General features: G+C 64.9%; 12 protein-coding genes and 1 pseudogene. 7 read left to right on the top strand and 6 right to left on the bottom strand.

Features of this window, described 5'->3' with window-relative positions; translation table 11 throughout:
* Positions 1–4 precede the first annotated feature (4 nt).
* Positions 5–1696: a benzoate-CoA ligase family protein gene (locus tag K410_RS0126420; protein ID WP_028137657.1), complete on the top strand. Its 1692-nt coding sequence runs from the start codon at positions 5–7 to the stop codon at positions 1694–1696.
* 21 nt (positions 1697–1717) lie between these two features.
* A complete protein-coding gene (locus K410_RS0126415; protein WP_028137656.1) occupies positions 1718–2176 on the top strand; it encodes a RidA family protein in 459 nt (152 codons plus the stop codon).
* Positions 2177–2213: 37 nt separating this feature from the next.
* On the opposite strand, the gene K410_RS0126410 is transcribed toward K410_RS0126415, so the two are convergent.
* On the bottom strand, positions 2214–2942 hold the full coding sequence (locus K410_RS0126410; RefSeq protein ID WP_028137655.1) for a CBS domain-containing protein: 729 nt from the start codon (positions 2940–2942) through the stop codon (positions 2214–2216).
* 209 nt (positions 2943–3151) lie between these two features.
* On the opposite strand from K410_RS0126410, the gene K410_RS0126405 reads away from it, so the two are divergent.
* A complete protein-coding gene (locus tag K410_RS0126405; RefSeq protein WP_028137654.1) occupies positions 3152–5005 on the top strand; it encodes a PHA/PHB synthase family protein in 1854 nt (617 codons plus the stop codon).
* On the opposite strand, the gene K410_RS0126400 is transcribed toward K410_RS0126405, so the two are convergent.
* The 3 genes from K410_RS0126400 to K410_RS0126390 are packed head-to-tail and all read right to left on the bottom strand — an operon-like array spanning position 5002 to position 8528.
* Positions 5002–5973 carry a CHAD domain-containing protein gene (locus K410_RS0126400; RefSeq protein WP_028137653.1) on the bottom strand — a complete coding sequence of 324 codons (972 nt, stop codon included), beginning with the start codon at positions 5971–5973 and terminating at the stop codon, positions 5002–5004. The two genes, K410_RS0126405 and K410_RS0126400, sit on opposite strands and share 4 nt — an antisense overlap.
* Positions 5960–7522, bottom strand: a complete 1563-nt coding sequence (locus K410_RS37285) for a bifunctional aminoglycoside phosphotransferase/ATP-binding protein (protein WP_049820318.1) — start codon at positions 7520–7522, stop codon at positions 5960–5962. The genes K410_RS0126400 and K410_RS37285 overlap by 14 nt, the downstream gene beginning before the upstream one ends.
* A gap of 22 nt (positions 7523–7544) precedes the next feature.
* On the bottom strand, positions 7545–8528 hold the full coding sequence (locus K410_RS0126390; RefSeq protein WP_028137652.1) for a zinc-dependent alcohol dehydrogenase family protein: 984 nt from the start codon (positions 8526–8528) through the stop codon (positions 7545–7547).
* A 213-nt stretch (positions 8529–8741) separates the two neighbouring features.
* Here K410_RS0126390 and K410_RS37280 point away from each other — a divergent pair.
* Positions 8742–9122: pseudogene (locus tag K410_RS37280) on the top strand (universal stress protein); the annotation flags it as partial.
* A 65-nt stretch (positions 9123–9187) separates the two neighbouring features.
* Complete coding sequence (locus tag K410_RS0126380) at positions 9188–11881, top strand: bifunctional acetate--CoA ligase family protein/GNAT family N-acetyltransferase (RefSeq protein ID WP_028137651.1); 2694 nt, start codon at positions 9188–9190, stop codon at positions 11879–11881.
* An 8-nt stretch (positions 11882–11889) separates the two neighbouring features.
* Here K410_RS0126380 and K410_RS0126375 read toward each other — a convergent pair whose 3' ends face one another.
* A complete protein-coding gene (locus tag K410_RS0126375) occupies positions 11890–12390 on the bottom strand; it encodes a hypothetical protein (protein WP_028137650.1) in 501 nt (166 codons plus the stop codon).
* The gene (locus K410_RS0126370) at positions 12391–12666 is read right to left on the bottom strand and encodes a hypothetical protein (protein WP_028137649.1); all 276 of its coding nucleotides are present in this window, start codon (positions 12664–12666) and stop codon (positions 12391–12393) included.
* Positions 12667–12839: 173 nt separating this feature from the next.
* Here K410_RS0126370 and K410_RS0126365 point away from each other — a divergent pair, with 173 nt between their 5' ends.
* Positions 12840–13976, top strand: coding sequence for an ABC transporter permease (locus tag K410_RS0126365; RefSeq protein WP_028137648.1), 1137 nt, complete (start codon positions 12840–12842; stop codon positions 13974–13976).
* A 2-nt stretch (positions 13977–13978) separates the two neighbouring features.
* The gene (locus K410_RS0126360; RefSeq protein ID WP_028137647.1) at positions 13979–14746 is read left to right on the top strand and encodes an ABC transporter ATP-binding protein; all 768 of its coding nucleotides are present in this window, start codon (positions 13979–13981) and stop codon (positions 14744–14746) included.
* The last annotated feature ends 3 nt before the right edge of the window (positions 14747–14749 follow it).

Here is a 14749-nt window from a genome sequence, read left to right as displayed (position 1 = left end):
TGCGATGGCCAACGCCGCCAAGGTTCAAGTGACGGGCTCGCATGACGGCAACGCCGCCACGGCCCATGTCGACACGTTTGCGCAGCAGCATCTGCCGCCGCGCGAGCTCTGGCCCGACTTCATCTTCACGCGGCCGGAGTTGACCTATCCGCCCCGATTGAACTGTGTCAGCTACTTCCTCGACCGCTGGGTCGGGCTGGGCCACGGGGATGCGCCCTGCGTCATCAGCCCCGCCGTCAGTTACACCTACCGCGATCTGCAGGCGCTCGTGAACCGGATCGCCAATGTGCTGGTCGGCAAGCTCGGCCTCGTCCCCGGTGGGCGGGTGCTGCTGCGCTCTGCCAACAACCCCTTGATGGTTGCGACCTATCTCGCGGTGATCAAGGCCGGCGGCATAGTCGTGGCCACGATGCCGCTGCTGCGCGCCAAGGAGCTGTCCTATCCGATCCAGAAGGCGGAGATCGCGCTGGCGCTGTGCGACGGCAAGCTCGCCGAGGAAATGGAAAAGGCGGGGGCTGCCGCCCCCCATCTGAAGCGTATCGTTTATTGGGGCAACGGCGCGCCGGACTCGCTCGAAGCGCTCATCGCCGACGCACGTCCGGAGTTCGAAGCCGTCGATACCGCCGCCGACGACGTCTGCCTGATCGCCTTTACGTCCGGCACGACAGGCGATCCCAAGGGCACCATGCATTTCCACCGCGACATGCTCGCGGTCTGCGACGGCTATGCGCGCAACATCTTGAGGGCCGAGCAGACGGATCGATTCGTCGGCTCGGCGCCGCTCGCGTTCACCTTCGGCTTTGGCGGCGTGCTGTTTCCGATGCACATCGGCGCCTCCTTCGTGGTGCTGGAGAAGACGACGCCCGACGACATCCTGACGGCGATCGAGCAGCACAGGATCACGGTCTGTTTCACCGCGCCCACGGCGTATCGCGCCATGATCGGCAAGCTCGCCGGGCGCGACATTTCATCGCTGCGCAAATGCGTCTCCGCCGGCGAGACTCTGCCCAAGCCGACCTTCGACGCCTGGCTCAAGGCCACCGGCATCAAGTTGATGGATGGCATCGGCTCGACCGAGCTGCTGCACATCTTCATCAGCGCGACCGAGGATGAGATCCGTCCCGGCGCCACCGGAAAGCCCGTGCCGGGCTACGAGGCCAAGATCGTCGATGACGACGGCCATGACGTGCCGGCGGGCACGATGGGCAAGCTCGCGGTGCGCGGGCCGACCGGTTGCCGCTATCTCGCCGACGAGCGCCAGCGCAAGTACGTCCAGAACGGCTGGAACATCACCGGCGACACCTATCTCATGGATAGCGACGGCTATTTCTGGTACCAGTCCCGCTCCGACGACATGATCGTGTCCTCCGGCTACAACATCGCAGGCACGGACGTCGAAGCGGCCCTGCTCACCCATCCGGCGGTCGCCGAGTGCGGTGTGGTCGGCGCCCCCGACGAGGCACGCGGCATGATCGTGAAGGCCTATGTCGTCGCTGCACCCGGCGTGACGCCGGATGCTCAGCTCGTGGCCGAGCTGCAGGAGCATGTCAAACGCGAGATCGCCCCATACAAATATCCGCGGGCCATCGCGTTCGTGACGCAACTGCCGAAGACCGAGACCGGCAAACTGAAGCGCTTTGCCCTGCGGCAACTGGCGCAGGCCGCGATGACGTCCTCGGGCGTCGCGGCGGAATGAGAAAAGGATGACGAATTGTCCGTGACGACGCCGAAGGGCCCGCAGCTTGCGGTGCTGCCGACTGCCGCCGAGGATGGCACCCGTTCGCGGGTGCAGGTGCTCCAGCCGTCGGGCTGGCCGATGCCGAAGGGCTATGCCAACGGCATGGCCGCCGAAGGGCGCATCGTCGTCACCGGCGGCGTGATCGGCTGGGACGCCGAGGAGCGTCTCGCCGACGGCTTTGTTGCGCAGGTGCGGCAGACCCTGAGCAACATCGCGACGATCCTGGCCGAGGCCGGCGCGCGGCCCGAGCACCTCGTGCGGTTGACCTGGTACGTCGTCGACATGGACGAGTACCTGTCCAACCTGAAGGCGCTCGGCAAGGTCTACCGTGCCATCTTCGGCACACATTACCCCGCGATGGCGCTGGTGCAGGTGGTCCGCTTGGTGGAGAAGGCGGCTCGCGTCGAGATCGAGGCCACCGCCGTCATTCCGCGCTGATCGCCCAGACTCAGGCTCGCCTTGTCAGCCTACCTTGTCAGCTCGCTTTGGCGAGTTCGTCGTCTTCCGGCGAGTTCAGATAGATGCCCGACATGGTGTCGACCCAGCACAGATGGTCATGCACCTTCTTCACGCCTTCGACGTTCTCGGTGGCGACGATCGCCGCCTGCCGTGTGCGCTCTTCGGTGATGACGCCGCTGAGGTGAACGATGCCGTCACGGACGATGACATTGAGCCCGAACGGGCACCAGTCGTTCTTCTCCATGGTCTCGATGATACGGCTGCGAATGTGATCGTCGTCGGCCGTCGGATCCGGCACCTCGCGGGCGAGCCCCGCCACCGCCTGCAGCAGGTTGGCTCGCGATACGATCCCGACGACCTTGTCGCCGCGCACCACGGGCAGCCGCTTCACGTTGTTGCGCTCCATGAGGTCGACGATCTCGGCGAGCGCCGTATCCTCCGTGATGGTGATGGGCGTGTCGGTCATCACTTCCGAGACCTTGCGGCCGTGCTCGTGGACGAAATCGCTGGCGGATTTGCCCGGACCCAGGATGAACCGCAGCCAGCGTCCGCGCTTGCGTCCGGTGCCGATTTCGCTGCGGCGGATGAAATCGCCTTCGGAGACGACGCCGACCAGCTTGCCGGTCTCGTCGACCACAGTGAGGCCGCTGACATGCCGCTTCAGCATGATATTCGCTGCCTCGACGATGCTGGTGTCGGGGGTAACCGAGATGACCGACCGGGTCATGATCTGGTGGGCGCGCATGGACAACTCCGCTGGCTTGTCAAATTTCGATGCGCGAAAACTACCCCGGGCGCCCGGGTGCGGCTTGACGCAGGTCAATGGGACGTAGCCCGTCCGTCCCAATGAAGCGATTGTGACCCGCCCCTGGTTTGATGCAGCTCAACGCTTATCCGAGGCCTCGCCATATTCTTCCATCGACATCAGACAGCAGCCCTTGGGATCATTGAGCCATGAGCGTCGTGCAGATATTTCCACGGGCCGAGGAGCCGGCGGTGCAGGCCCTCCCGCTCAGTCCCGCCGATGCTCCCGGAGCTTCGACGGCGAGCGTCGAAAAGCCCGCAGAAAAGACGGTCGCCACCGATCCTCTGCCTGAATCCGAGCCATATCCACTCGACCGCGCCTTTCACGCCATGCTGGCACGGTTCACCGGCGGAATTTCGCCGCTGGCCTTGTCGCTGGCCTGGCTCGATTGGAGCTCGCATCTCGCTGCGGCGCCGCAGCGCCAGATGGAGATTTCCCGCACTATCCTGCGCGACATCGGCCGGCTGGCGGAAGCCGCCGCGCACGCGGCGTCGCCGGAGCAGAAGCCGTGGTCCGTGATCCAGCCGCAGGGGCGGGACCGCCGTTTCAGTGGACCGCAATGGGAGACTGCGCCCTTCAATCTGCTGGCGCAGGGCTTCTTGCTCGCAGAACGCTGGTGGCGCGATGCCGCGACGGGCGTGCGTGGCGTGTCGCACGCCAATGAGGCCATCGTCGAGTTTTCGATGCGCCAGATGCTCGACATGCTGGCCCCGTCGAATTTCGCGGCGACCAATCCGAAGGTGCTGGAGAAGGCGTTCCAGAGCGGCGGGGAGAATTTCGTCTTTGGCTGGCAGAACTGGTGCAGTGATCTGATGCGCCTGCTCTCCAACTCGAAGTTGGCGGGTGGGGATCAGTTCGTGGTCGGCAAGACCGTGGCGGCTTCGCCCGGCAAGGTCGTGTACCGCAACGAGCTGATCGAGCTCATTCAGTACCACCCGACCACCGCGCAGGTGAGGCCCGAGCCGATCCTGATCGTGCCGGCCTGGATCATGAAGTACTACATTCTCGATCTCTCGCCGCAGAACTCGCTGGTCAAATATCTGACCGGCCAAGGGTTCACCGTGTTCGCGATCTCCTGGCGCAATCCGGACGCGAGGGATAGGGATCTTGCCTTTGACGATTATCGCAGGCTGGGCGTCATGGCGGCGCTGGACATGATCGGCCTGATCGTGCCGGGGCGGAAGACGCATGCGCTCGGCTATTGTCTGGGCGGCACGCTGCTGTCGATCGCCGCGGCGGCGATGGAACGCGACGGCGACAACCGCTTCGGCACCGTCACTCTTCTTGCTGCCCAGACCGATTTCACCGAGGCCGGGGAGCTGACGCTCTTCATCAACGAGAGCCAGGTCGCCTTTCTCGAAGACATGATGTGGCAGCGCGGCTATCTCGACACGACGCAGATGGCCGGCGCCTTTCAGCTGTTGCGCTCCAACGAGTTGATCTGGTCGCGTCTTTCACATGACTATCTGATGGGCGAGGGCGCGCCGCCGAGCGACCTGATGGCCTGGAATGCGGACGCAACCCGGCTGCCTTATCGCATGCATTCGGAATATCTGCGTAAGCTGTTCCTCGACAACGATCTGGCCGGCGGGCGCTATCAGGTCGGCGGCAGGAGCGTTTCGCTGTCCGATATTCACGCGCCGATGTTCGTGGTCGGCACCCTCGCCGATCACGTGGCGCCGTGGCGATCCGTCTACAAGATCCACTACCAGGTTGATGCCGACGTGACGTTCCTGTTGACCAGCGGTGGCCACAATGCCGGTGTCGTTGCATCACCCGAGGAGCCCGGCCACAGCTATCAGGTGCTGACCAAGGCTGCCGACGCGCCCTACGTTGGTCCGGACGAATGGCTGAAGCTGGCTCCGCACGTCGAGGGATCGTGGTGGCTGGAATGGGCCAGTTGGCTAGCGGCGCACTCTGGCGCGCCCTGCGATCCGCCGCGGACCGGAGTTGGTGACGCGCTGGGACTGCCTGATGCGCCGGGGGATTACGTCCACACCTAAGATTCCGGTTCGGATCCTGGCGCGAGATCCGAGGAGCGGAAGGGCTTGGTCTTGTCCAGTTTGCGGTAGGCGGCCGACGCCTTCCGCAGCAGCTTCTTTTCCCGCTTGCGGTTGAGGAAGCGCTTGCCGGATTCGTGGCCGGCGCCGTTCAATGACGCGGCCAGCGCCTGGCCGCGCGCGTCGTCGTTCAATTGTCCGAGCGACCGTTGCGCCTTGCGCAATCGCTTCAGGATGGACTTCTGTTTCGTCAGCGATTCATCGCCGAACAGGTCCTGGAGCGACTCGATCGAATAGGTCATTCGCTTGTTGAGGAGCCGCAGCTTGTGACGTTTCTCGACGTCGAGCTTGCGAAGCTTCCGCGCCTTCTTGAGCAGCGTCGTCTCCCACTCGGCCAGCCGCTTCATTGCATGGTCAGCGAGCGTGCAGCGGCGCAACCGGATGGCTTCCTTGCTGCGCCGAGTCGACCAGGGGCCGCTCTCGATCCAGGCCGAGGTCTGCTCGACAAGGCGGCGGTAGCGCGGGGATTGCAGTGCGCGCGCCAGCTCGCGGTGGCTCTCGGCGCGTTTTTCGTCCCAGTGTTGAAGCTCGGCGATCACGGCGAGCTCATCGCCGCTCTCGGCGACAACCCGCTCAATCGCCACATCGAGGTCCCGCACCATGCCGAGCTGACCGTTCAGCCATTTCAGCTCGACCCAGATCGTCGGCCGCAGGGCGTCGTCGACCATCGGCGAGAAGAAGCGGATGGCGGTGCGCAGATGCGTCAGGGCAATCCGGATCTGGTGCAGCGCATCGGGATCGCCGCGGCAGGTGCCGTCATGCTGGGCGAGGATAGCGGCAAGGTGACGGCGCGCGATGATCCGGAACGCGGTATCGCAGGCCATGCCGGGACTGAGGCGGCCGGGCAAGGCATTGCGACGTGCCGCCGGCGCGACGCGCGCGGCCGTCGAGATCGTGCTAGGTCGCGCCATCTTTGCCCGCGCCAATCAGATTGCCCTGTTTGCCTGCAGCGATCGCGTTCCGGCAGTTCTGGAGCGTCTGCTCTTGCGTCCCGGATGCATCGATGGTCGCCCAACCGACACGGCCGATATTATAGCGCTCCTGCAGCGCGGCAACCTCTTGCGTAGCGTCGGATGCGTCGCCCCGGCGGCTTCCGATCCGCATCTGCCGGGTCGCGAGGTCCGCAACCAGGAACAGGCCGTCCAGCGGCACGTTGCACTCCCTCGCCAGTGCCGCGATCGCGTCTCGTTCGTCCTCGCGGGCAAACACGCCGTCAATGATCGCCGAATGGCCTTGCGCCAGCACCCGCCGGGCGAGCTGAGCCAGCGTGTCGTAGACGCGGGCTGCATGCTCCGGCGTGTAGGCGGTGGGCGGCAGGCGGTGGGTGTCCTCGACCCCGAACATCTGCTTGCGGACGATGTCGCTGCGCAGCACGACGGCTCCGGGCGGCGGTGCGATGCGGGGCGCCAGCGCTTGCGCCAGAACTGTCTTGCCGGTGCCTGACAATCCGCCGACGGCGATTAGGCGCGGGGCGGCAGGATGGATCAGCATCGTGGCGAGGTCAAAATAGCGCCGTGCCTGCTCGAGAATGCCGGGGTCGTCGGAATGCGGCGGCCTCAGCCGTGCCAAAGCCACCTGGGCGCGGATCGCTGCCCGGACGGACATGAACAGCGGCAGGGCCGAGAGCGCGTCCAAATTATATGCGGGCGTCGCGGTGAGATATCGGTTCAGGACGATGTTGGCCGCGTGCGGCTGATCGTGGTGCAACAGGTCCATCAGCGTGAATGCGAGATCATAGAGCACGTCGACGGTCGCCATCTGCGCATCGAACTCGATGGCGTCGAACAGCACGGGCCGGTCATCGATCAGAACGATGTTTGCGAGATGCAGGTCGCCGTGGCAACGGCGGACAAAACCCTTCCGGCCGCGCTCCGCGAGCAAGGGGCGGAGACGCGAATAGGCTTCGTGCGAGGCTTGACTGAGTTTTTCGATGTCTTCCGGGCCAAAACGCCCGCCAGCCCGCAGGCCCTGACTGTTGCCGTCAATCAGGGCGGGGATGAATGAGACCCATGCTTTTCCGTCGGGGTCGGCCGCCCCTGCATGCGAAGCCACGATCGCGTCTGCGGCGGCCAAGGCGAGCTTTGGATCCAGTGGCCCGGACTTTGCCAGATGATCCAGCGTTTTGCTTTCGTCGAAGCGCGACATTTCCACCGCATACTCGATCGGCCGGCCGGCGCCGCCGACCTGCACCGATCCATCCGGCTCTTCCGTGATCGCGACGACGCGATGATAGACCTGCGGCGCCAACGGCCGATTGATCCTGATCTCTTCTTCGCACGCCGCCTTGCGCTTTTCGAGCGTCGAATAATCGAGGAAGGGAAACCGGACGGCGCGCTTGATCTTCAGCGCGCGCTTGCCGTCGAGGAACACCGAGGCTCCATGTGTGTCGATCCGCGTCACGCCGGGATGGCCCGTGAGCATCCGGAAGACCCGCTCCTGGGTCGCCATTTCGTCTTTCATGGAAATCGGCATCCGAGCACCATCAGGGCGTCAGCACGGCCGCGCCGAGAATCTGACCGGCCCGCAGCATGGTCAGAACTTCGTTGGCCTGCTCGAGCGGAAATGCCGTCGTTTCGGTGCGCACGCCCGCTTGTGGAGCGATCTTGAGGAAATCGATGCCATCCTGCCGGGTCAGGTTGGCGACGGAGATCAGCTGCCGCTCCTGCCAGAGCAGATCATAGGGGAAACTTGGAATGTCGGTCATATGGATGCCCGCGCATACGACGCGTCCGCCTTTGCGGACCGCGCGCAGCGCAGCCGGCACAAGCTCGCCTGATGGTGCGTAGATGATGGCGGCGTCGAGCGGCTCGTCTGGCAGCTCGTCTGATGCTCCCGCCCAGACGGCGCCGAGACGACGTGCAAGATCTTGCGCGGCAGCATCGCCGCGTCGCGTGAATGCATGGACCGATCGCCCCTGCCAGTGCGCGACCTGCGCAATGATGTGGCCGGCCGCGCCAAAACCGTAGAGGCCGAGCCGTTCGGCAGGGCCGGCCAGTACCAGCGAGCGCCAGCCGATCAGCCCGGCGCAGAGCAGAGGCGCAATCTCTACGTCGTTGCCGGCCTCACCGAGCGGGAAAGCGTAGCGGGCGGCGGCGACGGTGTGGGTCGCGTAGCCGCCATCGCGGGTGTAGCCGGTGAACAGCGGTGCGTCACACAGGTTTTCCATGCCGTTCCGGCAGAATCGACATTTTCCGCAGGTGAAGCCGAGCCAGGGAATGCCGACGCGGTCGCCGGGCGCATGCGTTGCGACATTTGGGCCCACGAGATCGACCCGGCCGACGATCTCGTGACCGGGTACGATCGGATAGCGAATATCGGGCAGTTCGGCATCGACGAGATGAAGATCGGTCCGGCAGACCCCGCAGGCGCTGATTTTCACGCGGAGCTGACCCTCGCCGGGTATCGGGTCGGGCCGCTGCTCCAGCTGGAGCCGCGTTCGCGGGGCCGGCAATACCATCGCGCGCATGAGCTTCTCCGGGGCGAACCGCTCCGACTGAACTATCCATAGAATAGCCGATGGGCCAGTCCTTGACGCCGGTCAACGCCGGCTCCAGACCGCGTTTCCTTGGCTTGACGAGGATCAAGCGTCTCGACGAGCGCCGGCCTATCGTGGCGCCAAGGAGAATCCCGATGACCATCAAGAATGTCTTTCTGCCGCTTGCCGGCCAGCCGCGCGGGTCCAAAATTCGAGAACGTCATGATCGCCTGGGATCACTCCGCGCATGCGGGACGTGCGGTCGGCGACGCGTTGCCGGTCCTGCAGGCGGCGGCCTCTGTTCGCGTGGTGACCGTGGCGGATGAGAAGACCGACCCGATCGTGCAATCCGGAACCGCTCTGGTCGATCATCCGAGGGAACACGATGTCCATGTCTCGTTCGAGGCGGCGAAGAGCCGCGGCAGCTCGATCGGCAAGGTCTTGCGAAATTGGGCGAATTCCCCCGGCGTGGACGCCATCGTGATGGGCGCCTATCATCATTCGCCCTTGAATGAGATGGTCTGGGGCGGTGTGACGACGACCGTCATTGGCGAGCCACCATGCTGGGTTATGATCTCGCACTAGGCTCGCCATTCGTCCAGCCTGATCGTCAACCATCGAACCGTCGCCGAGCGGGTGCATTTGCTTTCATGTCAACTTATCGTCTGAATAGTCTTTTGGCGCCGCGTTCAGTTGCGCTCGTCGGCGCAAGCGCCCGTCCGGTCTCGGTGGGACGCGCCGTTCTCGAGAACATTCGCAAGGCCGAATTCAAGGGGCGATTTGGCCTCGTCAATCCACGCCATGCCGAAATCGGCGGCATCGCCGCGGTCAAGAGTCTGGATGCTCTCGATTTCGTGCCCGAGCTCGTCATCGTCACCGCGCCTGCGCGTGAGATTCCCGGCATCATCGACCAGGCCGGCCGTCGCGGCTCGGCGGGCGCCTTGATCGTCTCGGCCGGGCTCGGCCACGGACCGGGATCTCTGCACGAGGCTGCCATCACCGCAGCCCGCAAATACGGCATGCGGCTAATCGGACCGAACTGTCTCGGCATCATGATGCCCGGGGTCAGCCTGAATGCCAGCTTTGCTGCGCATATGCCGGGGGCGGGCAGCCTCGCGCTGATCTCGCAATCGGGCGCGATTGCCGCCGGCATGGTCGATTGGGCCGCGCAACGCGGTGTCGGCTTCTCCGGCATCGTCTCGATCGGCGATCAGATCGATGTCGACATTGCCGATCTGCTCGACTATTTCGCGATGGATCACAAGACGCGCGCGATCCTGCTCTACATCGAGTCCATCAAGGACGCGCGCAAGTTCATGTCGGCTGCGCGCGCCGCCGCGCGCGTGAAGCCCGTCGTCGTGGTGAAGTCCGGCCGCATGGCGCAGGGCGCGAAGGCGGCTGCCACGCATACCGGCGCGCTCGCCGGCGCCGACGCCGTCTACGACGCGGCGTTCCGCCGCGCGGGCGTCCTGCGGGTCTCCGACCTGCGTGAGCTGTTCGATTGTGCCGAGACACTCGGCCGCGTCGAATCGCCGGCCGGAAAGCGCCTCGCCATCCTGACCAATGGCGGCGGCATCGGTGTGCTCGCCGTCGATCGACTGGTCGAACTCGGTGGAATTCCGGCGACCATCTCGGCGGAGACGCGCAGGAAGCTGGATGCTGCGTTGCCGCCGACCTGGTCCGGTGCAAATCCCGTCGACATCGTGGGCGACGCCGATGCCGCGCGCTATGCGGCGGCGCTGGAGCTGCTGCTGGCCGATCGCGACAATGACGCCGTTCTGGTTCTCAACGTGCAAACTGCGATCGCCTCGGCGGCCGAGATCGCTCAGACCGTGACGGAGCTCGTCGGCAAATACCGGAAGGAGCACCGCAACTGGGCGAAGCCCGTATTGGCGGCCTGGGTCGGCGCCGATCAGCACATCATTCAGGCGCTTTCAAGCGCGGGTGTGCCGAACTATCCGACCGAGGACGACGCCGTGCGCGGCTTCATGCATCTGGTCCGGCACCGCGAAGTGGTGGAGGAGCTGAGCCAGGTTCCCCCCGCGATGCCCGACACGTTCGTTCCGGACGCTCGAGGGGCGCGGCAGATCGTCACCGCCGCGATCGCGGATGGCCGGCAATGGCTGGAGCCGGTCGAGATCAAGAATCTGCTCGAAGCTTATGACATCGCGATGGTGCCGACCTATGCGGCGGCCGATGTCGAGCAGGCGGTGGCCTATGCAAACGATATCTTCGCACAGGGCGACACAGTCGTACTGAAAATCATGTCGCGGGACATCGTCCACAAATCCGATGTCGGCGGCGTCGTGCTCAATCTGACGACGCCCGAAGCAGTCCGGGGCGCGGCCACGGGCATTATGGCACGTGCAAAAAAGCTGCGCCCGGAAGCCCGCATCGGCGGCGTCATCGTCCAGGCCATGGTCGTCAAGGCAAAGGCGCGCGAGCTGATCCTGGGCCTCGCCGACGATCCCACTTTCGGAACCGTCGTCGTGTTCGGCCGTGGCGGCACGGCGGTGGAAATCATCAACGACAAGGCGCTTGCGCTGCCACCGCTCGATTTGCAGCTCGCCCGCGATTTGATCGACCGCACGCGCGTGTCGCGGCTGCTGAAGGCCTATCGTGATGTGCCGGCGGTCAAGCAGGACGCGGTCGCCATGGTGCTGGTCAAGCTGGCGCAGATGGCCGCCGATATTCCCGAGATCCGGGAATTCGACATCAATCCGTTGCTGGCGGACGAAACCGGCGTGACTGCGGTGGATGCCCGCGTCGCGGTCGGTCCGCCACAGCGGAAGTTCGTCGGCTCCGGCCCGGCCAATTTCGCCGTTCGCGCCTATCCGTCGCAATGGGAGCGCCGTCTCAAGCTCAAGGATGATTGGCGCATCTTCGTGCGGCCCATGCGCCCGGAAGACGAGCCGACCATTCACGAATTCCTGCGCCACGTCACGCCGCACGACCTGCGTCTGCGTTTCTTCGCGCCGATGAAGGAGTTTACCCACGAGTTCATCGCGCGCCTGACCCAGCTCGACTATGCGCGCGCGATGGCCTTCATTGCATTCGACGAGGCCACCGGTGAGATGGTCGGCGTGGTCCGGCTCCATTCGGATTCGGTCTACGAGAACGGTGAATACGCGATCCTGCTGCGGTCCGACCTGAAGGGCAGGGGGCTCGGCTGGGCCCTCATGCAGCTCATCATCGACTACGCCAAGTCGGAAGGACTGAAAGTCATCTCGGGCGACGTGCTCCAGGAGAACATCGTGATGCTCGAAATGTGCCGAAACCTGGGTTTCGAGGTCAAGCCGGATCCGGCCGAACCCGACATCTGCGACGTCAAGTTGAAGCTCTGAACGCCAGCTCAGGAGGACGGTTCGGCCGAACCTGCGGCGGTAGATGTCTTGGCCGATGCTCTGGCCGTCGACCGCAAATTCTTCACGACGATCGCGATCAGCGGCACCAGCACCGGCACGATCGTGCTCAGCGGATGATGCACCGCGCCCGACACCTGGGCCTGGAGTGCGCGGGCCTCGAGTTGAAGCGCTTCGATGGAGGCGTCGTGAATTTCGCCGGCGAGTTCGATGTCACGCCCGGACGGAGCGCGGCCGGCGATGACGAAGATGGCTGCCGCGATGGCGAAATTGACGGCACCGAGGATGGCCGCCGCGGCGATCGCGCTCCAGATCTGAACCAGCGCGAAATAGGCCGCCAGCTCCAGCATCAGAAGCCCGAACGCCGCAATCAGTGCCGCGAAGGCGCGCAGGCCGAGGCCGATCAGCAGATGACGCAGCCTGATGTCCGCGATGATCCGGTCGGTGCGCCACAGCGCGCGCAGGTGTTTGACCACGTTCTCGGTATTCACCTAGTGTCTCCTCAGCATGAAGCCGACGACCACGCCGAGCGCGAAAGCGGAGGCGAGCGATGTGATGGGACGGTCCGCAATGAGGCTCTGGAGCTGCTCCTGCTCCTCCTCGACGGTCTCGCCGAGCTCCGTGAGCGCAGCCCTGATCTGATCGGCGAGCGCCTCGGCGCGATCCTTCGAGCTCTCGAACATCTCCTCGCCGGCGGTGCTCAGCAAGCGCGTCACATCAACCTTCAGCGTGCGCAATTCTTCGCTCATCCTGTCACGGTCGAACATGGACCTGATATCCCCATTGAACGAAGGCAAGCCTAGGGCCCGCGTGCCCGGTCGCGCTTGATTTGCGTCAATCGGCACTGCAGTTCGCTCTTGAGACAGGTCAAGCCCGCCGCCATATGCTGGCCTAGAAATGCCGTCTGAATGGGGACCGATTGTCCCGACGAGGTGGAAGCGTGAACCACGAACCGCTGTTGCTCGCGACGCCATCCGGCGACGTGCTGAACTTGCGCCCCGAAGGGCCCTGGACCGCCGCGAATGTGGTGACGCTCGAGACATTGTCCCGGTCGGTCGGAGCCGACGTCGATCGCTCGCGCGCCGTCACCCTGGACATGTCGGGCGTCAGTGCGCTCGACACGCTCGGCGCCTGGGTCCTGGAGAAGCTGTCGCGCAGGGCCGCATCATCCGGAAGGTCGGCCCAGTTCGTCGGCGTCGCCGATCATTTCAGCGGGCTGATGGATGAGGTGCGCCAGGTCAACCAGCACACACCGGCCCCCACGGCTGCGCCCAACCCGGTGCTGTCGAGGCTTGGCGATCTCGGCAAGTCGACGGTCGGATCGCGTGAGGACATCACGATCTTCCTCCAGATGCTCGGTGCCTTGTTCATGGCTATTGTCGGCGTGCTGCGCCGGCCGGGCTCGCTGCGGCTGACCTCGCTGGTCTATCAGCTCTACCGCATCGGGTGGCAGGCGATTCCCATCGTTGCGCTGATCACCTTCCTGATCGGTGCCATCATCGCGCAACAGGGCTTCTTCCATTTCCGCCGGTTCGGCGCGGAGTCCTACACCGTCGACATGGTCGGCATCCTGGTGCTGCGCGAGCTCGGCGTGCTGATCGTCGCCATCATGGTCGCCGGCCGGTCGGGAAGCGCCTACACCGCCGAGCTCGGCTCGATGAAGATGCGCGAGGAGATCGACGCGCTGTCGACCATGGGGCTCGATCCCGTCGACGTCCTGATCCTGCCGCGCGTTGCGGCCCTGGTCATTGCCTTGCCCATTCTCACTTTCATTGGATCGATTGCCGCGCTCTATGGCGGCGGCCTCGTTGCACAATTCTATGGCGACATGGGACCGGCGATCTACATCGCGCGGCTGCACGAGGCCATCTCCGTCACGCATTTCGAGGTGGGCATCCTGAAGGCGCCGTTCATGGCGCTGGTGATCGGGATCGTGGCCTGCAGCGAGGGACTTCGGGTCAAGGGCAGCGCCGAGTCGCTCGGGCGGCAGACCACGACGTCGGTGGTGAAATCGATCTTCCTGGTGATCGTGCTCGACGGCCTGTTTGCGGTCTTCTTTGCCTCGATCGGAATGTGACGATGGACGCATCGCAAGACCAGTTCGCGATCCGCGTCCGTGATCTCGTGGTCGGCTTCGGCCGCCAGACGGTGCTCGACCATCTGTCGCTCGACGTCCGCCGCGGCGAGATCCTTGGGCTGGTCGGGGCGTCCGGCGGCGGCAAGTCGGTGCTGATGCGGACCATCATCGGCCTGATACCGCGCCGCGGCGGGACCATCGACGTCATGGGACAACCGACCGGGGGGCACGGTCGAGGCGCAGCCACGACATGGGGCATCCTGTTCCAGCAGGGGGCGCTGTTCTCCTCGCTGACGGTCCGCCAGAACGTCCAGTTTCCCTTGCGCGAAAATCTGGTCTTATCGCAGGAGCTGATGGACGAGATCGCGATCGCCAAGCTCGAAATGGTCGGCCTGCGTCCCCAGGACGCCGACAAATATCCGGCGGAGCTGTCCGGCGGCATGACCAAGCGCGTGGCGCTGGCCCGCGCGCTCGCGCTGGATCCGCCGATCCTGTTCCTGGACGAGCCGACCTCCGGCCTCGATCCGATCGCCGCCGGCGATTTCGATGCGCTGATCAAGACGCTGCAAAAGACGCTTGGGCTCACCGTGTTCATGGTGACCCACGATCTTGCGAGTCTGACCACCGTCTGCGACCGCGTTGCCGCGCTCGCCGACGGCAAGATCGTGGCGATTGGCCCGATGCGCGAATTGCTGCAATCCGAGCATCCCTGGGTGCGCGCCTATTTCCACGGCAAGCGCTCGCAGATGCTGCAACACGAGATGAGATAAGAC

Source organism: Bradyrhizobium sp. 22, assembly GCF_000482425.1.
GTDB lineage: Bacteria > Pseudomonadota > Alphaproteobacteria > Rhizobiales > Xanthobacteraceae > Bradyrhizobium > Bradyrhizobium japonicum_B.
This window is presented reverse-complemented; position numbering and strand designations above follow the sequence as displayed.